Origin of the sequence: Microbacterium sp. UBA3486 (assembly GCF_002377845.1) — a bacterium.
Lineage (GTDB): Bacteria > Actinomycetota > Actinomycetes > Actinomycetales > Microbacteriaceae > Microbacterium > Microbacterium maritypicum_A.
Genome location: NZ_DFQP01000011.1, coordinates 1 through 20,066 on the forward strand (window position 1 = coordinate 1; position 20,066 = coordinate 20,066).

Consider the following 20,066-nt stretch of genomic DNA (forward strand, 5'->3'; position numbering starts at 1 on the left):
GCCGCGACCCGGGGGAGACGACGACGCGCGGCGTGGGCGAGCTGATCGCCTCTGCACTGGACGCCGGTGCGGAGCGGATCGTGGTCGGCTGCGGCGACTCCGGCACGAGCGACGGCGGTGCCGGGGCGCTCGAAGCGCTCGGCGTGCGCATCCTCGACCGAGACGGTGTGCCGATCACCGCGGGCGGGCGGAATCTCCGCGATGCAGTGCACCTCGATCTCGCGGGTCTTCATCCCCGCGTCGGCGAGGTCGAGATCGTGCTCGCCTGCAACATCCACAACGTCCTGTGCGGACCGCGCGGCGTGGCCAGGGTGTTCGGTCCGCAGAAGGGGGCGACGTCCGAGCAGGTCGAGGAGCTCGCGGACGCCCTCGACGTCTGGGCCGGTCTGCTCGAGGAGCAGAGTCCGTTCGGAGCGGCGATGGATGTGCGCACCGGCGGCGGCACCGGCGCCTCTGGCGGGCTCGGGGCGGGTCTCGCCGCCGTGCTCGGTGCGCGTCTCGCCCCGCGTTTCGAGGTGCTCCTCGACAGCGGGCTGCTGCCCGAGCCCCTCGATGAGCTGATGGCGGTGGCCGATCTCGTCATCACCGCCGAAGGGGCGATCGACTTCCAGACGCCTCGGGGCAAGGTGCCGGCCGAGATCGCGATGCGCGCCAGAGTCGCCGGCGTGCCGGTGCTCGGCATCGCGGGATCGCTGGGTGTCGGCGCGCCGACCGTGCATGACATCGGCATCGACGCGATCGCCTCGATCATCACCGTGCCGATGCCCCTCGAACAGGCGGTGGAACACGGTGAGGCACTGCTGCGCGACGCCGCGGAGCGCAGCATGAGGATGGTGCTGCTCGGATCGGCGATGTCCGCACGTGCGGCCTGAACTCCCGGGAGCCGACCCGCGGCCTGGTTCGCCGCTACCCCTCGGTAGGATCGAGGGGTGGCAGTGAACCAAGATCTGGTCGGCCGGGAGTTCCCGCCGACGGCCCCGTACCTCGTCGGCCGCGAGAAGGTGCGCGAGTTCGCTCGTGCCGTCTTCGCCGACGCCCCGCAGCACACCGACCTGAAGGCGGCCCGCGCGGCGGGCTTCTCCGACGTCGTGGCGCCGCCGACCTTCGCGATGGTCATCCAGGACCTCACGCTCCAGCAGCTCCTGGGGCAGGAGGATTCCGGCATCGTGCTCGCGCGCACCATCCACGCCGAGCAGCGCTTCACCTACACGCGCCCCATCGTCGCGGGCGACGAGCTCACCGCGCAGCTGCGCGTCACCGGCATCCGGATGATGGGCGGCAACGCGATGATCACCAGCGAGGCCGAGATCACCGACCCCGCGGGTGCCCACGTCGTCACCGCCACCAGCGTGCTGCTGGTCGGTGCCGAGCCGAGCGCGGATGAAGGAGAGGCCGCCTGATGGGCTACACCGTCGGAGACGTGCTCGCCGAGCGCACCGTGCACCTCACCCGCGAATCGCTGGTGCGTTACGCGGGAGCGTCCGGTGACTTCAACCCGATCCACTACCGCGATGATGTCGCCGCGTCCGTCGGGCTTCCTGGCGTGCTCGCGCACGGCATGCTCACGATGGGCATCGCCTCGTCGGTGGTCGTCGCGGCGCTCGACCCGGCCACCCGCATCCTCGACTACGGCGTGCGCTTCACCAAGCCGGTCGTGGTCGACCCCGACGAGGGCGCTGACATCACCGTCGTCGCCACCGTGGGTGCCGTCGACGACGAGGCCGCGCGCATCGACCTCAAGGTCACGTTCGGCGAGACCACCGTGCTCGTCAAGGCGCAGCTGCGCATCGCTGTCTGATGAGGGCGAGCTGATGCGGGAGATCGAGCCGGTCCGTCTGGCGGAGCTGACCACGCTGCGCACAGGAGCAGCACCGGAGCGGATGTTCGAGGCGACGACGACGGCGGGTCTCGTCGATGCTCTGCGTGAGACGTGGGCGCGCGGCGACGAGTGGTTCGTCCTCGGTGGCGGCTCCAACCTCTTCGTGGGCGACGAGCCGTTCGAGGGCACGGTCATCCGCGTGCGCACCGAGGGCATCGACGAGCTGCCGTCCCCGCACGCCGGCCGCATCCGTCTGCGCGCGCAGGCCGGCCACGGGTGGGACGACCTCGTCGCCTATGCCGTCGCCCACGGGTATGCGGGCCTCGAGGCCATGAGCGGGATCCCCGGCACGGTCGGCGCCGCCCCCGTGCAGAACATCGGGGCGTACGGGCAGGAGATCCAGGAGACGCTGGTCGAGGTCGAGCTGATCGACGAGTCGACCGGCGAGATCTCGACGGTTCCCGCTGCCGAGCTCGGGCTGGGTTTCCGCACCTCGGTGCTCAAGCATCACCATGGCAGTGTGCCGCTGCGCCGTGCCGTGATCCTCTCCGTGACCGTCGACCTGCTGATCGCGGGCGAGCGTGTGGTGCGCGGTGAGCAGCTGCGTCGGGCACTGGGTCTGACCGATGAGACACCGGTTCCGCTCGGCTGGGTGCGCGAGCGCATTCTCTCGACTCGCGCGTCGAAGGGCATGCTGCTCGACGCGGATGACCCCGACACCCACGGCGTCGGCTCCTTCTTCCAGAACGCGATCGTGACGGCGGCGGTCGCCGGCTCGTTGCCCCCGGAGTGCCCGCGCTGGCCGGTCGCCCCCGATCTGGACGCCGTGACCGTGATCCCGCTGGCGTCTTACGACGGACAGGTGCCGTTGTCGAAGCCCGCGGCGGTCTCCGACGTGAAGGTGAGCGCGGCCTGGCTGATCGAGCAGGCGGGCATCCGCAAGGGGTTCAAGCTCCCGCGCTCCCGCGCATCCGTGTCGACGAAGCATGCGCTCGCGCTGACCAACCGTGGCGGGGCGACCGCGGGTGAGGTCGCCGAGCTCGCCCGGTTCATCCAGAGCAGGGTGCACGCCGAGTTCGGTCTCGTGCTGCAGCCGGAGCCGGTTCTCGTCGGCGTCGAACTCTGAGGCGTCGAACTCCAAGGCGTCGAACCGCAGGACACGTCGGCCGTCGCGGCTACACTCGCGGCATGAGCGGATTGATCCCGTACCTGCTGTTCCCCGGCAACGCCGCGGAGGCGCTGCGTCATTATCGATCGGTGTTCGGCGGTGAGCTCCAGCTGCTCGACTACGCCACCGCGGGGAGGCACGACGGCCCCGGCGATGCGATCGCGCACGGGCAGCTGAGCGGACTGGTCGAGATCGCCGGAGCGGATGCCGGAGCCGATGACGATGCCGTGCAGATGGGCGGCATGTTCCTCTCGTTGCTCGGCACGGCCGACGCCCTCACTCTGACCGGCTGGTACGACGAGCTCGCCGCCGGCGGCCGCGTGATCGACGCACTGCAGAAGCGACCCTGGGGTGACTTCGACGGCACGCTCGTCGACCGTTACGGCGTGCGCTGGCTGATCGGCTTCCGTCCCGAGGACTGAGGTGTCCCGCTGCCGAAGTAGGAACGAGACGACGGCAGGAGGATCAACACGACCGCCGCGGTGGTGACGGCGAGGGCCGCGATGGCGACCCAGAACTCCCAGATCGGGGCTGCTACCGCCGGAACATAGAGCGCGAGCGGGAGCGGGAACAGCAGGGTCGCGTATCGGGCCCACGACTTTCGTCTGATCACGAGCACCGTGATGGTCGCGTAGACGACCACCGGTACGAAGGCGAGCACACTGAGCCACTGACGCGACTCTCCTCCCCAGTACCAGAGGAAGGGAGCGACCGCGAGGGAGAGGAAGAAGACCAGCACGGTCACCGTGATCAGGATGGGGAATGCCACCCGCAGAGTCACTGGCATCCGCTCATACTCCTGCTCGCCGTTCGTCATGCTTCCAGTATCGCTGACCCTCGCCTGAGGGCAGGAGACGTCGTGACGAAGGCCCCTCCCATCTGCAGACGGGAGGGGCCTTCGTCGGGTTCCGCGGGTCAGGCGAACAGACGCTGCAGGCGCTGCACGCCCTCGAGCAGCTGCTCGTCGCCCAGTGCGTATGACATGCGGATGTAGCCGGAGGGACCGAAGGCCTCGCCGGGGACGACCGCGACCTCGGCCTGGTCGAGGATGAGATCGGCGAGTTCGAGCGAGGTGGTCGGGGTCACGCCGCCCCAGGTGCGGCCCAGCAGGCCCTGCACGTCGGGGTACACGTAGAACGCGCCCAGCGGGTTCGGTACGACGAGGCCGTCGATCTTCGACAGCTCCGAGACGATCAGCTGGCGGCGACGGTCGAAGGCCTGGCGCATCTGCTCGGCCTCGTCCTGCGGGCCGGTGAGCGCGGCGATCGCGGCCTTCTGGGCGACGTTGTTCACGTTGCTGGTGAGGTGCGACTGCAGGTTGCCGGCGATCTTGATGGCATCGGCCGGGCCGACCATCCAGCCCACGCGCCAGCCGGTCATGGCGTAGGTCTTCGCGACGCCGTTGACGAGGATCGTCTGGCCGGCGACCTCGGGCACGGCGTCGACGATCGAGGTGGCCTTGACACCCTCGTAGGTGAGGTTCTGGTAGATCTCGTCGCTGATGATCCAGATGCCGTGCTCGAGCGCCCACTCGCCGATGGCCTTGGTCTCCTCGGCGGTGTAGACGGAGCCGGTGGGGTTCGACGGGGAGACGAACACGAGGGCGGTGGTGCGGGCGGTGCGTGCGGCTTCGAGCTGCGCGACCGTGACCTTGTACTCCTGGTCGGCCCCGGCGAAGACCTCGACGGGGGTGCCGTCGGCGAGGCGGATGGCCTCGGGGTACGTGGTCCAGTACGGGGCGGGCAGCAGCACCTCGTCGCCGGGGTTCACCACGGTCTGGAAGGCCTGGTAGACCGACTGCTTGCCGCCGTTGGTGACGATGACCTGGCTCGGAGACACCTCGAGTCCGGAGTCGCGGAGGGTCTTCGCCGCGATCGCCTCGCGCAGCGCCGGGAGGCCGGGAGCGGGCGTGTACCGGTAGCTCGCCGGGTCGGCCAGAGCCTCGGCCGCCGCATCCACGATGAACTGCGGCGTCGCGAAGTCGGGCTCGCCGGCAGCGTACGAGATGACGTCCTTGCCTTCGGCCTTGAGGGCCTTGGCCTTGGCATCGACCTTGAGGGTCGCGGACTCGGCGATGGCGGACAGCTTGCGGGAGAGGGGAGCGCGTTCGGTCACGATTACGAGCGTACTCGGGTCGGTGCGGCAGGAGAGGTGTGGGATGCCGCCAAGATCCGGAGTTCTTTCGGGTTCGGAAGGTCAGTCGGTCGTGAGTCCGTGCGCCTGTGCGACGGCCGGAAGCGTGATGCGTCCGCCCTGCACGTTCAGACCCGCGGCCAGAGCGGCGTCGTCGGCCGCCGCCCGCTCCCAGCCCTTGCCGGCGATCGCCGAGACATAGGGGAGGGTCGCGTTCGTCAGCGCACGGGTCGCGGTCTCGGGAACCGCGCCCGGCATGTTCGCCACGCAGTAGTAGATCGAGTCGTGCACCGCGAATGTGGGGTCGTCGTGGGTGGTCGGGCGCGAGCCCTCGAAGCATCCGCCCTGGTCGATCGCGATGTCGACGAGCACGGACCCCGGCTTCATCGCGGCGACCATGTCGTCGGTCACGAGCTTGGGGGCCGCGGCACCGGGGATGAGCACGGAGCCGATCACGAGGTCGGCGGTCTTGAGCTCTTCGGCGATGTCGTAGCGGCTCGACGCACGGGTCTCGAGGGCGCCGCCGTAGCGGTGTTCGAGCTCGCGCAGACGCGGCAGGGAGACATCGATCACGGTGACCTTCGAACCGAGTCCGAGGGCGTTCGCGGCGGCGTGCTCTCCGGCGACGCCGCCGCCGATCACGACGGTCTTGGCGCGCGGTGTGCCGGCGATGCCGCCGAGCAGCATTCCCCGGCCACCCTGGGAACGCAGCAGCGAGTACGAGCCCATGGTGACCGAGAGGCGTCCGGCGATCTCGCTCATCGGCACGAGCAGCGGCAGGCTGCGGTCGGGCAGCTGCACGGTCTCGTAGGCGACGGCGGTGGTCCCTGCCTCGACGAGGGCCGTCGTCAGCGCGCGGTCGGCAGCGAGATGCAGGTAGGTGAAGAGGGTGAGGTCGTCGCGCAGGAAGCCGTACTCCTGGGCGATCGGCTCCTTGACCTTGATGACCATATCGGCCTCGCCCCACGCGTCGGCGGCGGTGGCGACGATCTCGGCGCCGGCGGCCCGGTAGTCGTCGTCGGTGATGCGCGAGCCGAGCCCGGCCCCGGACTGCACGAGCACCCGGTGGCCCTCGTGCACCAGACGGTCGGCGCCGGCGGGAGTGAGGGAGACGCGGTTCTCGTTGTTCTTGACCTCGGTGGGGACGCCGATCTTCATTGATCCTCCAGGTTCGATGCGGTGCGGCACCCAGGATCGCAGAAACATCGACAGAACAACAGAATCGGTGAAGATGATTCGCGTGATGCGGAAATCCTGAATAATGCTTCGCATGGAGACGACCTCAGAGGCCCCGGAGCCGAACACCGTTCGGGCCCCCGCCCTGGATGCGATCGACGCCAGGATCGTGCAGCTGCTCACGGCCGACGGGCGCATGACGAACGCCGAGCTCGCCGGGCGCCTGGGCGTGGCGCCCTCGACCGCGCACGCGCGACTGCGTGCCCTCGTCGAGCGGGGCGTGATCACCGGCTTCCACGCGAGTGTGGATGAGCGGATGCTGGGCGCCGGACTGCAGGCGATCATCGGTGTCACGCTGCGCCCGAGCGGACGCCGGGAGAGCATCGTGGAGTTCGCCGACCGTGTGCGGGTGCTGCCGCCGGTGATCCAGCTCTTCTTCCTCGGTGGCGACGACGACTTCCTGCTGCACATCGCGGTCGCCGACTCGTCCGAGATGCGCGAGTTCGTGCTGGAGCATCTCTCGGCGCAGAGCAGCGTCGCCTCCACGCGCACGAGCATCGTGTTCGACTACCACCGCAACTCGGTGGCGGCTTCCTTCCGTTGATGTCGCGACGCGGGGTCAGCTCCCGCGGGCGGCGTGGATGATCGTCGCCAGCCGCGCCACAGCCTCCTCGATGAGAGTGTCGTCGAGATCGCCGTAGCCGAGCACCAGGGCCTCCGCCTGCGGATGGACGCACTCGTAGCGGGTCAGGGGACTGAGGGCGAGGCCGATCGCCCTGCCCGTCGCCACGACGTCGGCGGCGACGACCCCGGCGGGCACCGCCAGCACCAGGTGCATTCCCGCGGCGATCCCCGACACGGGCAGCTCGGGCAGTTCGCGCCGCAGTGCGTCGAGCAGGCGCTGCCGGCGGCGGCGGAACCGTGTCCGCGACGACCGCAGATGCCGTTCGAGGTCGCCGCGCGTGATGAACTCCGCGAGCGCGGCCTGATCGACCAGAGAGGGTGGTGTGGCCGACTGCCCAGGAGCGACGCCGGAGGGCAGCAGCATCCACCCGAGTCCGAGCGCGGGCGACACCGACTTCGACAGCGAGCCGATCAGCGCGACCCGCTCGGGGTCGAGGCGCTGCAGGGCGGGGATCGGACGCCGGTCGTAGCGGAACTCGGCGTCGTAGTCGTCTTCGATCAGGAGGCCGTCGTGCTCTCGGGCCCAGCGGATGAGCTCCTCGCGTCGGCCCGGGGTGAGCGCGGCTCCGAGGGGGAACTGGTGTGCCGGCGTGATGAGGGCCGCCCTGGCTCCGGTGCCGGTCGCGATCTCCATCAGCCGCGCCATGTCGATGCCGTCGTCGTCGACCGGCACCGGGATCGGACGAAGGCCGTGCTCTTCGGCGACCGCGCGCAGACGGGGCCAGCTCGGGTCCTCCACGAGGATGTCGCGGTGGCCCCGTCGATGCAGCTCGCGGGAGAGGATGCCCATGCCGTCGGTCGCTCCGTGGGTGATGGTGACGCGCGCGGCGTCGGCGACGGCGTGCCGGGAACGGGAGAGGTAGGCGGCGACGGCGGCGCGTGCGGGGGCATACCCGAGCGGGTGGGAGGCGGCGAGGTCGCGGTCGGGGATCGCGGTGATCGCTGCGCGCAGGGCGGCAGCCCAGCGGGCTCGGGGAGTCGCCCGGAGGTCGGGGATGCCGGGTCGAAGGTCGTACCGCACGGGCGGGGCGACATCGAGGAGTGCAGCGTTGCCGTCCGCACGCTCGGAGAGGCGGGCGGGACGCGTCGGGCCGGGCGCCCGGGCGTGCTGCTTGGCCACCCTCGTCGCGGATCCGGTCCGCGCCTCCAGCACCCCTTCGGCGACCAGCTGTCCGTATGCCTCGGTGACCACCCACCGCGAGACACCGAGAGTCTCGGCCAGGGTGCGGCTGGGCGGCACGGCGGATCCGGGGGAGAGGCGCCCCTCGGCGATCGCTCGACGCAGCGCGGTCTCCACGCGGTCACGCAGGGGCCGTGCGACCGCGGAGCCGCTCTCGACCTCGAGGTCGAGGAGGGTCTCCCACGCAAGAATCGGTCTGGTGTTCTGCATCGTGATTGGAGTGTATCCCCGAGCCGATCTCTCCCTAGCGTGGAGCCATCCTCCGAGAAAGGACCACCATGCAGTACCGCACCCTCTCCGACGGCCGCACCTCGTTCGACGTCTCGACCCTGTGCCTGGGCGCGATGAACTTCGGCACCCGCACCGACGAGGCGACCGCGCGCGGGATCCTCGACCGCTTCGTCGAAGCCGGCGGCACCTTCATCGACACCGCCAACAACTACAGCCTCTGGGCCGGCGGCACCGGTCGCGACAGCGAAGACCTGCTCGGCCGCTGGATGCGCGACCGCGGCAACCGCGACGCCCTCCGCATCGCCACCAAGCTCGGCGCCGCACAGAAGGATCCGTCGAAGCCGCTGTCGAACACCCCGCCGACGAACTTCGAGGGCCTCTCCGCCGAGGTCATCCGGCGGCAGGCCCCGGAGAGCGCCCGGCATCTCGGCATCGATCACATCGACGTCCTGTACGGGCACGTCGACGACATCGAGGTTCCGCTCGCTGAGACGGTCGGGGCCTTCGGCGAGCTTCAACGCGAGGGCCTCGTCGGCATCACCGGCATCTCGAACGTGCCCACCTGGCGTGTCGTGGAAGCACGCGAGGAGGCGCAGCGGCGGGACATCGCGCCCTGCGGTGTGGTGCAGCAGCAGTACAGCTACCCGGCTCCGCGCTTCGGACGGAACAACTTCGTCACCCCAGGCCTGCTCGACTATGCGGCATCCACCGGCACCCCCGAACGGCCGCAGCTCGCCATCACCGTGTACTCGCCGCTGCATCAGGGCGGGATCGTGCGTCTCGACAAGCCGCTGTGGGGCGGCGTCGATCATCCGACCAGCCATACCCGCCGCGCGCTGCTGCACGAGGTCGCGGCGGAGATCGGTGCGACACCGAACCAGGTCGCCCTCGCGTGGCTGCTCGGCGCGGAGGTGCCGGTGATCCCCGTCGTCGGGGTGTCGTCCCTCGCCCAGCTGGAAGAGGCGCTGGGCGCGGCCGATCTGGTGCTCGATGCCGAGGTGCGCGAGCGCCTCGACGCCGAACCGGCCGACGCACGTTGAGTGACCTCGGGGGTCAGGCGCCGTAGGACGCGGGCAGTGCGCAGTAGTCGGCGAACCGCCGCGTCGGGTGCGCGGGGTCGGTCACGTCGACGATCGCACCCGCGACCGTGTGCGGTGGCTCGTCGCCGGCCAGCTGCCACACCGCGTAGTTCCACATGCCCCTGGTGCGCTCGCCGAGCAGAGTCGCCGGTCCGGAGACGAGCAGGATGTCGCCGCTCTTCGGGCCTTCGCGGAACGCGGTGACCACGGAGCGGAGCTCGGCCTCGGCGCCGTCCGGTGAGTGGTCGCGGATGACCGGCTGCCCTGACGCCGTCAGCGCGGCCGCGAGGTCGTCTGCCGCCTGTCGCGAGCGCTCTGCGTCCGCCCCGGCCACCGCGAGCAGTCGTCGGCCGCGCGGGTAGAAGTGCAGGAACTCGGAGGCGATGTCCGCCCAGACGTCGGTCATGCGTCCAGGCTACGCCCGGCGAGGGGCATGGGAGCGGGAAAAAAGGGAGCCCCCGGACCACGGCGGATGCCGCAGTCCCGGGGGCTCCCTCGTCTGCTCAGTCCTCTACTCAGTCCTCTGCTCAGTCCTCATCGATCAGGAACCGGCTGTAGGCGCCCAGTGTGAGGAAGGTGGGGAACTCCTCCTGCAGGGCGACCTCGCGGAAGATCTCCGCCGCGTCGTCATACCGGTCGCCGTGGCTGCGCGTCGCCTGCGCGAGCACCTGGGCCATCAGACCCTCGATGTACTCCGCCGTGATCGGGGTGCCGTCCTGAGTGGTGCGGTCTTGGTGGATCCACTGCCACACCTGCGAGCGGCTGATCTCGGCCGTCGCGGCATCCTCCATCAGGTTGTCGATCGCCACCGCCCCGAGTCCGCGCAGCCAGGCCTCGAGGTAGCGGATGGCGACCGACACGTTGTCGCGCACGCCCTGTGCTGTGATGGGACGGCCGATGTGCAGGTCGAGCAGGTCGCGGGCTTCCACGTGCACGTCATCGCGCTGACGGTCGACCTGGTTGGGGCGGTCGCCCAGCACGGCATCGAACTCCGCCTGCGCCGTGGGGATCAGGTCGGGGTGCGCCACCCAGGTGCCGTCGAAGCCGTCGCCGGCCTCGCGCTTCTTGTCGGCGGTGACCTTCTCGATCGCGCGTGCCGTCACCTCGGGGTCGCGGCGGTTGGGGATGAACGCGCTCATGCCGCCGATCGCGAAGGCGCCCCGCTTGTGGCAGGTCTGCACGAGCAGATCGGTGTACGCCCGCATGAACGGCACCGTCATCGTGACCTCGCTGCGATCGGGAAGCACGAAGCGCGCCCCGCGGCCGCGGTAGTTCTTGATGATCGAGAAGATGTAGTCCCAGCGGCCGGCGTTCAGGCCTGCGCAGTGGTCGCGCAGCTCGTAGAGGATCTCGTCCATCTCGAACGCCGCCGGCAGGGTCTCGATCAGCACGGTCGCACGGATCGTGCCGTGCGGGATGCCGATGTACTCCTCGCTGAACGAGAAGACGTCGTCCCACAGCTTCGCCTCCTCGCTGGACTCCAGCTTGGCGATGTAGAAGTACGGTCCGCGACCGCCGTCGATCAGCGCCTGCGCGTTGTGCAGGAAGTAGAGGCCGAAGTCGACCAGGGAGCCGGATGCCGAGGTGCGACGACCGGCGCGGTCGATGAAGGCGATGTGCTTCTCGGGCAGGTGCCACCCGCGAGGGCGCATCACGATCGTCGGCGTGCGCTCCGCCGTGACGCGGTACTCCTTGCCGGGGCCGGATTCAGAGGCAGGCGATGTGAACGACAGCTCGCCGCGGATGGCGTCACGGAGCGACAGCTGCCCCTCGATGACGTTCTTCCAGGTCGGGCTCGTGGCATCCTCCTGGTCGGCGAGCCACACCCGCGCGCCGGAGTTCAGCGCGTTGATCGTCATCTTCGGGTCGGTCGGTCCGGTGATCTCGACGCGGCGATCCTCGAGACCCGGCCCGGCACCGGCGACCCGCCAGTCGCGATCCTCACGGATGTGGGCGGTGTCGTCGCGGAACTTCGGGTCGTGACCGTTGCCGATCTCGAAGCGACGGCGCATGCGGTCGGCGAGGCGGTCGTGGCGCCGGGAGGCGAACCGGTGGTGCAGCTCGGTGAGGAAGGCGATCGCTTCGGGGGTCAGGATCTCCGCGTAGCGGTCGCGGAGGGGACCGGTGACCTCGATCGCGGGACCCTGCTGGGTCGTCTGGATCGGAGCCGTGGTCGGGGGAGCGGTGGGAGTGGTCATGATCGTGTGTCCTTTGAGTCGTGTCGAGTACTGCGACGAATGCGTCGAGCACCGCGACGAAGAGGGGCCACGCGCCCGGAGGCTCCGCGCGGCGCGCCAGCGCCGTGTGGAGGGGGCGTGGGGATCAGTGGAACTGCGCGGCTTCGGTGGAGCCGGCGAGGGCGAGTGTCGCGCTGTCGGGGTTGAGCGCGGTGGAGATGACGTCGAAGTAGCCGGTGCCCGCCTCGCGCTGGTGCTTGGTGGCGGTGTAGCCGTCTGCTTCTGCGGCGAACTCGGCTTCCTGCAGCTCGACGTACGCGCTCATGGCGCGATCGGCGTAGCCGCGGGCGAGGTCGAACATCGAGTAGTTCAGGGCGTGGAAGCCGGCCAGCGTGATGAACTGGAACTTGTAGCCCAGGTCTGCCAGCTCCTGCTGGAACGTCGCGATCTCGGCGTCCGACAGGTGCTTCTTCCAGTTGAAGCTCGGCGAGCAGTTGTACGCCAGGAGCTTGCCGGGGAACTGCTCGTGGATCGCTGCGGCGAATGACCGGGCGAGCTCGATGTCGGGCTCTCCCGTCTCGACCCACAGCAGGTCGGCATAAGGGGCGAAGGCGAGGCCGCGGCTGATGACCGACTCCAGTCCGGGCCGGATCCGGTAGAACCCCTCGGTGGTGCGCTCGCCGGTGGTGAACTGCTGGTCCCGCTCGTCGACGTCGCTGGTGAGCAGGTCGGCGGCGAGGGCATCGGTACGGGCGATGATGACGGTCGGCACTCCGGCGACGTCGGCCGCGAGGCGGGCCGCGTTCAGGGTGCGGATGTGCTGCTGGGTGGGCACCAGCACCTTGCCGCCGAGGTGACCGCACTTCTTCTCGCTGGCCAGCTGGTCCTCCCAGTGGATACCGGCGGCACCGGACTGGATGAGCGACTGCGCGAGCTCGTAGGCGTTCAGCGGTCCGCCGAAGCCCGCCTCGGCGTCGGCGACGATCGGTGCGAGCCAGTCCTGCGTGGTCTCGCCCTCAGCGTGCTCGAGCTGGTCCTGGCGGATGAGCGCGTTGTTGATGCGGCGCACGACTGCCGGCACCGAGTTCGCGGGGTACAGAGACTGGTCGGGGTAGGTCTGACCGGCGAGGTTGCCGTCGGCGGCGACCTGCCATCCGGAGAGATAGATGGCCTTGAGTCCCGCCCGCACCTGCTGCACGGCCTGGCCGCCGGTGTAGGCGCCGAGCGCACGGACGTAGTCCTCGGTGTGCAGGAGGTTCCACAGATTGTCGGCACCGCGATGGGCGAGCGTGGCCTCTTCGCGGACCGAACCGCGGATGCGGATGACGTCTTCGGCCGAGTAGGTGCGCTCGACGCCGTCCCAGCGGGGGTCGGTGTCCCAGATCTCCTGGAGCTCGGCGGCCGTCTGAACCTGGTCGCCGGCTCGCAGACCGGCGGGGCGGGGCGTCGGGGTGTGGGCGGTGTTCGTCATGGTGTCTCCTCGGTGGATCCGGCGGCTGTGCCGGTGTGGCGTGGTTCCACTGTGCGTGAAGTTCCAAGGGTTGACCGACCGGATGCGAAGAGAAGATCGATGGAAATTCTGTTTCTGTGACAGAATCGGCCGCATGAGCACCATCGACGCTGCAGAAGAGACCGACGCCCTCACGATCGGCCGCCGCATCCGCCAGCTCCGCACGGCGAAGGGCATGACCCTCGACGACCTCGCCTCCGCCGTCGATCGGGCGCCGAGCCAGATGTCGATGATCGAGACCGGGAAGCGTGAACCCAAGCTCACGCAGCTGCAGGCGATCGCCCGGGCGCTCGGGGTCACGATCGACGCCCTGCTGGAGGGCGAGCCGCTCGATGAGCGCAGCGCGGTCGAGATCGCACTCGAGCGGGCGATGAAGGGGCAGACGTTCCAGGCGCTGGGCATCGAGCCGTTCCGCATCGCGAAGAGTCTGCCGACAGATGCGCTGAAGGCTCTGCTCGCCCTGCACAGCGAGATCGACCGGCTCAAGGATGAGCGGGCCGCGACACCGGAGGAGGCCCGGCGGGCGAACGTCGAGCTGCGGCACCTGATGCGTCGGCAGGACAACCACTTCGCCGACCTCGAGGCGAAGGCCGCCGAGATCCTCTCCGCGGTCGGTCATCCGGGTGGTCCGCTGACCCAGCGCACGGCGTCCGAGATCGCGGCCTACCTGGGCTTCACCCTGCACTACGCGCCCGACCTGCCGCAGACCACCCGGAGCGTCGCCGACCTCGCGAACGGCAGGCTCTACCTGTCGAGCAGCGTGCCCGCGAAGGGCGATGCCCGCACCGCGGTGCTGCAGGCTCTGTCGAGTCGCATCCTCGGGCACTCCGAGCCGCGCAGTTACGCCGAGTTCCTGCGTCAGCGCGTGGAGACGAACTACCTCACCGGTGCGCTCCTCATCCCCGAGGCGCATGTGGTCCCGGCGCTGAAGGATGCCAAGCAGCGCCGGGCGATCTCGATCGAAGACCTGCGTGACGCCTACTCGGTCTCGTATGAGACGGCTGCGCATCGGTTCACGAACCTCGCGACCCGGCACCTCGACATCCCCGTGCACTTCCTCAAGGTGCATGAGTCGGGCACGATCACCAAGGCGTACGAGAACGACGACGTGAACTTCCCCACCGACCGTCTCGGGGCCATCGAGGGGCAGATGTGCTGCCGCCGGTGGACCTCGCGCGTGGTGTTCGATGAAGACGACCGCTTCAACCCGTATTACCAGTACACCGACACCGGGAACGGCACGTACTGGTGCACCGCCCGGGTGGAGTCGTCGAGCGAGGGGCTGCACTCCGTCAGCGTGGGCGTGCGCTTCGACGACACGAAGTGGTTCGTGGGGCGCGACACCTCGCATCGGGGCGTCTCGAAGCACTCGGTCGAGGTGTGCTGCCGCCGGGCGCCGGCCGACCTGGAGGACCGCTGGCGAGACAACTCCTGGCCGAACGTGAAGACCCCGCGCACGCTGCTGGCGACCCTTCCGACCGGGGCCTTCCCCGGCGTCGACACGACCGACGTGTACGAGTTCCTGGAGGCGCACGCACCGCGCTGAGTGTGGACGGGGTGTCGCGTCGACCGACGTCGAGCGCAGGGGGTTGAGCGAACACCGAACGCCTGTTAGGTTTTCGCGTGTGGAGTGGCTCCGGTCAGCGGCGCCCGTTCTCGATGAGGAGACGCGATGAAGCGATGGATGAGCACACTGGCCACGGTCGGACTGGTCGTCTCAGGCCTGGCCCTGGCCGGACCTGCGGCGGCGGGAGGCGGCCGTCAGGGCGACGCCGAGCTCACGCGCTGGGCGCAGGACACCTGGGGCTCCCTCGTGGCGATGACCGATGAGGAGACGGGCCTTCCGGCCGACAACATCACCGGCGACCTGCAGACCCCCAGCGCATACACCTCTCCGACGAACATCGGCGGATACCTGTGGTCGACCGTCACGGCGCGAGACCTCGGCATCATCGGCGCCGACGAGGCGCGCAGCCGCATGTCCGCCACGCTCGACACCCTCGAGGGGCTCGAGCGCAATGACGCGAGCGGCATGTTCTACAACTGGTACTCGCCGACGACGGGGGAGAAGCTGACGACCTGGCCCGACTCCGGCGATCCGGTGTATCCGTTCCTCAGCACGGTCGACAACGGATGGCTCGCCGCCGCCCTGCGCATCGTCCGCGAGGCGGACCCTGCGCTCGCGGTGCAGGCCGACGCCCTCTACGACTCGATGGACTTCGCCTCGTTCTTCGACCCCGCCGGCGCTGCCGGTCTCCCCGCCGGCACGAACCGCGGCGGCTTCTGGGACGAGGTGCCGCCGGAGTGCAGCGTCGCGGCGCCGATGTACAACGGATCGGGCGAGACCGCGTATTACACCTGCCACCACTACGACACGACGGTGAGCGAGAGCCGCATCGCGACCTATCTCGGCATCGCCAACGGGCAGATTCCCGCGACGGCGCTCTACGGCACGCACCGCACGATGCCGCCCGGCTGCGACTGGGCCTGGCAGGAGCAGCTCCCCCAGGGGAAGTACCGCACCTACGACGGCGTCGAGGTGTGGGAAGGCGCGTACAGCTATGACGGTATGTCGTTCGTCCCCAGCTGGGGCGGCAGCATGTTCGAGTCGCTGATGCCCGACCTGCTCGTCCCGGAGTCGAAATGGGGTCCGAAGTCGTGGAAGCTCAATCATCCGATCACGGTCGCCGTGCAGAAGCAGCATGGACTCGACGAGGCCGGATACGGATACTGGGGCTTCTCGCCCGCGAGTGATCCCTTCGGCGGATACGCGGAATACGGCGTCGACATCGCGGGCATGCGGTCCGACGGCTACACGTCCGACGTGGAGAAGACCGACGTCGATGTGGATCGTCCGGGCTGTGCGGCAGGCACGAACCCCGCTCCCGAGTTCGGCGACGGCGTGGTCACGCCGCATGCGGCCTTCCTCGCGCTGCCCTATGACCGCAAGGGCGTGCTGCGCAACCTCGAAGGCATCGAGGGCGACCTCGGCGCCTATGGCCCCGGTGGGTTCTACGACGCGGTCGCCGTGAAGAGCGGCACGATCGCCGAGCGCCATCTCTCGCTCGACCAGTCGATGATCATGGCGGCGATCGGCAACGAACTCACGAAGGATAAGCTCAAGGACTACTTCGTGGATCGCGAGATGGAGAAGCTCCTGCGCCCCGCGATGCGACAGCAGGAATTCAGCTCGTCGTGGGGTGCGGGTGGCAACGGCCACCAGGGCTGAACCGCCGCTTCCCTCGACGAGGGATGGGAGTGGGCAGTGGGAACGGACGGCCAGCCGACAGCGGGTCGTGGCCCCCGTGGCTCCTACGCCACGGGGCAGGCGCGACGGCAGGCGATCGTCGACGAAGCGCTGGTCGTGTTCTCCCGGACCGGATTCCACGGCGGGTCGCTGCGGGAGATCGCGAAGCGCGTCGGCGTGACGCCTGCCGGCCTCCTGCATCACTTCGCCGACAAGGAGGAGCTGTTCGCCGAGGTGCTGCACCAGCGCGACGAGAAGGTACGAGCGGCCGCGGGCGATCCCGCGGAGCACACCCTCCTCGAGCAGGCGAAGAGAGTCGTCGCCCACAATCAGACCTCGCGCGGCCTCACGTCGTTGTACGCGATCGTCTCGGCCGAGGCGACCGATCCGGAGCATCCGTCGCACGCCGAGTTCGCCGCCCGCTACCGGGCCCGAGCTGACGAAGCCGTGGAGATCCTCCGCCGTGGGCAGGAAGCCGGTGAGGTGCGCGACGACATCGACCCCGCGCTCGCCGCGCGCCTGATCAGCGCCGTCATGGACGGGATCCAGCTGCAGTGGCTCCTGGACGAATCCGTCGACATGGTCCCGCTCTTCGACGAGTTCGTGCGCCGCTACCTCTACCCTGCCGACCCTCCCCGGCCCTGACGGCTCCCGCTCCGCCCGCGCTCCCGCTCTGTGTCGCCGGGTGCACGACTTCCTGCCGAGTGCACGGCTTCTCGACGTCGACAAGCCGTGCAATCGGCGAGTTCGCGTGCACTCGACGCTCGTCCGACGCCGCTCCGTGTCATGCGGGTCGTCAAAAGTTAGTTTGATCTTGCTTAGTCAATCTTGACTATGTTACTTTCATCGAGCCATCAACGACGAACGGCCGAGAAGGGACCCTCATGGCTACTTCCTCTGCGGAAACCCGATTCCGCATCACTGCCACCCTGACGTGCGTTCTCGCCGCCACGCTGACGCTCGGAGCATGCTCCGCGCAGACGCCAGGCGGCGATACCGCCCCCACGAGTGCGAGCGACACCGACGCCTGCAAGCGGAATCAGGATGCCGGCACCATCACCTACATCTCCGGCTACGGCTACTCCGCCAGCGCCGGCCAGCTCGACGTGTTCCTCGCCGAGGAGCTGGGCTACTTCGACGACCTGTGCCTCGATGTCGAGATCAACGCCTCCGGGGCGAACGGGCAGCAGCTCGTGGCATCGGGTCAGGCCCAGTTCACCGCTCTCGGTTCTGCATCCGACGTGATGCTGGCGGCGGCGAACAGCAAGAACCTCACGGCGGTCGCCACCTACGGCACGACCCCGCCGTTCTCGATCTTCGGCAACGAGAAGCTCGAGAGCCTGAAGGGCCTCGAGGGCGGATCGCTCGGATACTTCATCAACCTGACGCCGATCGCCTCGGCCATGCTCGACGAGGCCGGCGTCGACGTCTCGAAGGTCGAGATGGTCAAGATGACCAACTACGACCCCACGGTCGTCGTCCGCGAGCAGGTCGACGCGATCGTCGGCTACGCCTCCAACCAGCCGCAGTCGCTCAAGGCTCAGGGCCTGCCGTTCAGCGAGTTCCTCCCCGCCGATCTCGGCGTCGAGGGTACATACAACGTGATGGAGGTGAATTCCCGATTCCTCGACGAGCACCGCGAGGTCGCCGCCGACTTCATGCGGGCGAGCCTCAAGGCGCTGCAGTACTGCCTGGACGAGTCGGATGCCTGCATCGACAAGCTCGCGAAGCTGGCCGAGGACAGCGGTCAGGGCGCAGCGTTCCCCCGCGACCAGCTCGCCCGCACGTGGGAGGTGGAGTCCGCGTGGGTGCGCGAGAGCGCCGGCGGGAACCCCGGCGTGCAGAACGAGTCGATGTGGGAGCCCGAGCACGCCCTCGTGAAGAAGTACGGCGACGTCAAGGAGCTGCCCGCGATCGCCGACATGATGGACGCCGACCTGGTCGCCGACCTCTACGACGGCGACACCCTGATCTGGCAGGAGAAGTGATGACGGTCGCACACGGCGCCGGCGTCGAGGTCAGGAACGTCTCGAAGTCGTTCGGCGTCGACGGCGCGAAGGTCACCGTGCTCGATGATGTGAGCCTGACGATCGGAATGGGCGAGTTCGTGTCGGTGATCGGCCCGAGCGGCTGCGGCAAGTCCACACTGCTCAAGGTCGTCGCCGGCCTTCTCGACGCCGACTCCGGAAGCGTCACGATCGACGGAGAGAGCGTCACGGCGGCTTCGCGCGACAAGAAGATCGGTCTCGTGCCGCAGTCGCCCGCACTGCTGCCGTGGAAGACGGTGCGCGAGAACGTCGAGCTGCCGGTGCGGATCAACGCCAAGGCCAACACCGGGCGAGCGCTGCGCGACCCGGAGGAGCTGTTGTCGACGTTCGGGCTCGGACAGGCGATGAAGAAGTACCCCGGTCAGCTCTCGGGCGGCATGCAGCAGCGCGCCGCGATCGCGAGGGCCTTCGTGTTCGACCCGGCCATCATGCTGATGGACGAGCCGTTCTCGGCGCTCGACGAGATGAACCGCGACCTGCAACGGATCGCGCTGCTGGAGTTCTGGCAGTCAAACCGCAAGGCCGTCATGTTCGTCACGCACTCGGTGCCGGAGGCGATCATGCTCTCCGACCGCATCGTGGTGATGGCCGCGCACCCGGGGCGCATCGCCCAGGTGATCGATGTGAACCTGCCGCGGCCGCGCACCGAAGAGGCCTACGCGACGGACGAGTTCCGCGAACTGGAAGCAGTCGTGCGCGGTGCGCTGCGCGCGCAGACGGAGAAGGCCCATGTCTGAGCTGACGATGAGAGACACGACCGCGACCCTCGCGACCGCCCGCCTGAAGGCCCAGCCACGCCGGGGAGTTCCTTCCTGGCTGCGCTGGGGAGCGTGGGGACCCACGTTGATCACCTTCGTGATCGCCGCGCTGCTCTGGCAGGTGGTGGCCTGGACCAACCCGTACGTGCTCCCGACGCTGGAGGCGATCGGCGCGAGCCTCGTCGACGACGCCGGCATGTACTGGTCGAACTTCCTCGTCACGCTGCTCGAGGTGGTGGTCGGCGCATCGGCCGGCATCCTCGCCGGATTCCTGCTGGCGGTCGTCATGGCGGAGTTCCAGATCATCGAGCGGGCGGTCATGCCGCTGGTCATCATCGTGATGGTGACCCCGATCGTGGCGATCGCCCCGGCACTCGTCGTGGCGTTCGGCTTCGGCATGGTGCCGAAGTTCATCGTGACGGGGCTCGTGGTCTTCTTCCCGATGCTCGTGAACTCGCTGGCGGGTCTGCGCGACGTCGACCAGAAGGCGATGGACGTCTTCAAGACGCTGCACGCCTCGCGATGGGAGATCTTCCGCGAGCTGCGTTTCCCCGGCAGCATGCCCTACGTGTTCGCCGGCCTCCGCATCGCCCTGCCGCTCGCCGTGGTCGGCGCCGCGGTCGCCGAGTTCGTCGCGGCGGGACAGCAGGCCGGTCTCGGTTCGCTCGTCACCACCTCGGCTGCACAGGCGAACCTGGCCGTCACCTGGGCCAGCATCGCCCTGCTGTGCCTGCTCGGGGTGCTCCTGATCATCGTCCTCGCCCTGGTGCGCAAGCGCGTGCTGTGGTGGAGCGACGGCGAGGTCACGGCCAAGGGCTGACGCGGCATCCGCATCCCGGGACGGGCACCCCCCGAC

At 69.2% G+C, this 20,066-nt stretch carries 20 protein-coding genes; 13 read left to right on the forward strand and 7 right to left on the reverse strand.

Annotated features, from left to right (window positions below; translation table 11 throughout):
* The 5 genes from B2869_RS01220 to B2869_RS01240 form a co-directional block, all read left to right on the forward strand.
* The coding region (locus tag B2869_RS01220; RefSeq protein ID WP_292761776.1) for a glycerate kinase at positions 1 to 872 on the forward strand (872 nt) is incomplete at its 5' end.
* 57 nt (positions 873 to 929) lie between these two features.
* Positions 930 to 1,400, forward strand: a complete 471-nt coding sequence (locus B2869_RS01225; protein WP_017829180.1) for an FAS1-like dehydratase domain-containing protein — start codon at positions 930 to 932, stop codon at positions 1,398 to 1,400.
* Positions 1,400 to 1,798, forward strand: a complete 399-nt coding sequence (locus B2869_RS01230; RefSeq protein WP_292761778.1) for a MaoC/PaaZ C-terminal domain-containing protein — start codon at positions 1,400 to 1,402, stop codon at positions 1,796 to 1,798. The genes B2869_RS01225 and B2869_RS01230 overlap by 1 nt, the downstream gene beginning before the upstream one ends.
* 13 nt (positions 1,799 to 1,811) lie before the next feature.
* The gene (locus B2869_RS01235) at positions 1,812 to 2,945 is read left to right on the forward strand and encodes a UDP-N-acetylmuramate dehydrogenase (RefSeq protein ID WP_029258933.1); all 1,134 of its coding nucleotides are present in this window, start codon (positions 1,812 to 1,814) and stop codon (positions 2,943 to 2,945) included.
* A 62-nt stretch (positions 2,946 to 3,007) separates the two neighbouring features.
* Positions 3,008 to 3,409, forward strand: a complete 402-nt coding sequence (locus tag B2869_RS01240; protein ID WP_029267361.1) for a VOC family protein — start codon at positions 3,008 to 3,010, stop codon at positions 3,407 to 3,409.
* On the opposite strand, the gene B2869_RS01245 is transcribed toward B2869_RS01240, so the two are convergent.
* The 3 genes from B2869_RS01245 to ald form a co-directional block, all read right to left on the reverse strand.
* On the reverse strand, positions 3,367 to 3,804 hold the full coding sequence (locus tag B2869_RS01245; protein ID WP_029267359.1) for a hypothetical protein: 438 nt from the start codon (positions 3,802 to 3,804) through the stop codon (positions 3,367 to 3,369). The two genes, B2869_RS01240 and B2869_RS01245, sit on opposite strands and share 43 nt — an antisense overlap.
* Positions 3,805 to 3,902: 98 nt before the next feature.
* Entirely contained in the window at positions 3,903 to 5,102 is a 1,200-nt protein-coding gene (locus B2869_RS01250; protein WP_292761784.1) for a pyridoxal phosphate-dependent aminotransferase, read from the reverse strand.
* An 81-nt stretch (positions 5,103 to 5,183) separates the two neighbouring features.
* On the reverse strand, positions 5,184 to 6,278 hold the full coding sequence (ald, locus tag B2869_RS01255) for an alanine dehydrogenase (protein ID WP_029267355.1): 1,095 nt from the start codon (positions 6,276 to 6,278) through the stop codon (positions 5,184 to 5,186).
* A gap of 103 nt (positions 6,279 to 6,381) precedes the next feature.
* Between ald and B2869_RS01260 the strand changes: the two genes are divergently transcribed.
* On the forward strand, positions 6,382 to 6,900 hold the full coding sequence (locus tag B2869_RS01260) for an Lrp/AsnC family transcriptional regulator (RefSeq protein ID WP_292761787.1): 519 nt from the start codon (positions 6,382 to 6,384) through the stop codon (positions 6,898 to 6,900).
* A gap of 15 nt (positions 6,901 to 6,915) precedes the next feature.
* Here the strand turns inward: B2869_RS01260 and B2869_RS01265 are convergent, their stop codons facing one another.
* The gene (locus B2869_RS01265) at positions 6,916 to 8,370 is read right to left on the reverse strand and encodes a PLP-dependent aminotransferase family protein (protein ID WP_292761790.1); all 1,455 of its coding nucleotides are present in this window, start codon (positions 8,368 to 8,370) and stop codon (positions 6,916 to 6,918) included.
* Positions 8,371 to 8,438: 68 nt separating this feature from the next.
* Here B2869_RS01265 and B2869_RS01270 point away from each other — a divergent pair, with 68 nt between their 5' ends.
* Positions 8,439 to 9,431 (forward strand): aldo/keto reductase, encoded by a 993-nt coding sequence (locus B2869_RS01270; protein WP_292761793.1) that lies wholly within the window; start codon positions 8,439 to 8,441, stop codon positions 9,429 to 9,431.
* A 13-nt stretch (positions 9,432 to 9,444) separates the two neighbouring features.
* Here B2869_RS01270 and B2869_RS01275 read toward each other — a convergent pair whose 3' ends face one another.
* The 3 genes from B2869_RS01275 to aceA form a co-directional block, all read right to left on the reverse strand.
* Complete coding sequence (locus tag B2869_RS01275; protein ID WP_292761796.1) at positions 9,445 to 9,876, reverse strand: hypothetical protein; 432 nt, start codon at positions 9,874 to 9,876, stop codon at positions 9,445 to 9,447.
* Positions 9,877 to 9,997: 121 nt separating this feature from the next.
* On the reverse strand, positions 9,998 to 11,668 hold the full coding sequence (aceB, locus tag B2869_RS01280; protein ID WP_292761799.1) for a malate synthase A: 1,671 nt from the start codon (positions 11,666 to 11,668) through the stop codon (positions 9,998 to 10,000).
* A 124-nt stretch (positions 11,669 to 11,792) separates the two neighbouring features.
* The gene (gene aceA, locus B2869_RS01285; protein WP_029258926.1) at positions 11,793 to 13,118 is read right to left on the reverse strand and encodes an isocitrate lyase; all 1,326 of its coding nucleotides are present in this window, start codon (positions 13,116 to 13,118) and stop codon (positions 11,793 to 11,795) included.
* A 133-nt stretch (positions 13,119 to 13,251) separates the two neighbouring features.
* On the opposite strand from aceA, the gene B2869_RS01290 reads away from it, so the two are divergent.
* From B2869_RS01290 to B2869_RS01315, 6 genes are all read left to right on the forward strand, one after another.
* Positions 13,252 to 14,703, forward strand: a complete 1,452-nt coding sequence (locus B2869_RS01290) for an XRE family transcriptional regulator (protein ID WP_292761801.1) — start codon at positions 13,252 to 13,254, stop codon at positions 14,701 to 14,703.
* Positions 14,704 to 14,841: 138 nt separating this feature from the next.
* Positions 14,842 to 16,386, forward strand: a complete 1,545-nt coding sequence (locus B2869_RS01295; RefSeq protein WP_373695398.1) for a glucoamylase family protein — start codon at positions 14,842 to 14,844, stop codon at positions 16,384 to 16,386.
* 36 nt (positions 16,387 to 16,422) lie between these two features.
* A complete protein-coding gene (locus B2869_RS01300) occupies positions 16,423 to 17,049 on the forward strand; it encodes a TetR/AcrR family transcriptional regulator (RefSeq protein ID WP_292761807.1) in 627 nt (208 codons plus the stop codon).
* A 239-nt stretch (positions 17,050 to 17,288) separates the two neighbouring features.
* Positions 17,289 to 18,392 carry an ABC transporter substrate-binding protein gene (locus B2869_RS01305; RefSeq protein WP_292761810.1) on the forward strand — a complete coding sequence of 368 codons (1,104 nt, stop codon included), beginning with the start codon at positions 17,289 to 17,291 and terminating at the stop codon, positions 18,390 to 18,392.
* On the forward strand, positions 18,392 to 19,189 hold the full coding sequence (locus B2869_RS01310; protein ID WP_136024938.1) for an ABC transporter ATP-binding protein: 798 nt from the start codon (positions 18,392 to 18,394) through the stop codon (positions 19,187 to 19,189). The genes B2869_RS01305 and B2869_RS01310 overlap by 1 nt, the downstream gene beginning before the upstream one ends.
* A complete protein-coding gene (locus B2869_RS01315; RefSeq protein ID WP_292761819.1) occupies positions 19,182 to 20,030 on the forward strand; it encodes an ABC transporter permease in 849 nt (282 codons plus the stop codon). The genes B2869_RS01310 and B2869_RS01315 overlap by 8 nt, the downstream gene beginning before the upstream one ends.
* Positions 20,031 to 20,066: the final 36 nt, after the last annotated feature.

Bases quoted from the DNA above. Each gene is read 5' to 3' on its own strand.
- B2869_RS01230 (WP_292761778.1), top strand. From the start codon at position 1,400: ATGGGCTACACCGTCGGAGACGTGCTCGCCGAGCGCACCGTGCACCTC.
- B2869_RS01275 (WP_292761796.1), bottom strand. From the start codon at position 9,876: ATGACCGACGTCTGGGCGGACATCGCCTCCGAGTTCCTGCACTTCTAC.
- B2869_RS01310 (WP_136024938.1), top strand. From the start codon at position 18,392: ATGACGGTCGCACACGGCGCCGGCGTCGAGGTCAGGAACGTCTCGAAG.
- ald (WP_029267355.1), bottom strand. From the start codon at position 6,278: ATGAAGATCGGCGTCCCCACCGAGGTCAAGAACAACGAGAACCGCGTC.
- B2869_RS01245 (WP_029267359.1), bottom strand. From the start codon at position 3,804: ATGACGAACGGCGAGCAGGAGTATGAGCGGATGCCAGTGACTCTGCGG.
- B2869_RS01305 (WP_292761810.1), top strand. From the start codon at position 17,289: ATGGCTACTTCCTCTGCGGAAACCCGATTCCGCATCACTGCCACCCTG.
- B2869_RS01290 (WP_292761801.1), top strand. From the start codon at position 13,252: ATGAGCACCATCGACGCTGCAGAAGAGACCGACGCCCTCACGATCGGC.
- B2869_RS01240 (WP_029267361.1), top strand. From the start codon at position 3,008: ATGAGCGGATTGATCCCGTACCTGCTGTTCCCCGGCAACGCCGCGGAG.
- B2869_RS01260 (WP_292761787.1), top strand. From the start codon at position 6,382: ATGCTTCGCATGGAGACGACCTCAGAGGCCCCGGAGCCGAACACCGTT.
- B2869_RS01265 (WP_292761790.1), bottom strand. From the start codon at position 8,370: ATGCAGAACACCAGACCGATTCTTGCGTGGGAGACCCTCCTCGACCTC.
- B2869_RS01295 (WP_373695398.1), top strand. From the start codon at position 14,842: ATGAGCACACTGGCCACGGTCGGACTGGTCGTCTCAGGCCTGGCCCTG.
- B2869_RS01315 (WP_292761819.1), top strand. From the start codon at position 19,182: ATGTCTGAGCTGACGATGAGAGACACGACCGCGACCCTCGCGACCGCC.
- aceB (WP_292761799.1), bottom strand. From the start codon at position 11,668: ATGACCACTCCCACCGCTCCCCCGACCACGGCTCCGATCCAGACGACC.
- aceA (WP_029258926.1), bottom strand. From the start codon at position 13,118: ATGACGAACACCGCCCACACCCCGACGCCCCGCCCCGCCGGTCTGCGA.
- B2869_RS01270 (WP_292761793.1), top strand. From the start codon at position 8,439: ATGCAGTACCGCACCCTCTCCGACGGCCGCACCTCGTTCGACGTCTCG.
- B2869_RS01235 (WP_029258933.1), top strand. From the start codon at position 1,812: ATGCGGGAGATCGAGCCGGTCCGTCTGGCGGAGCTGACCACGCTGCGC.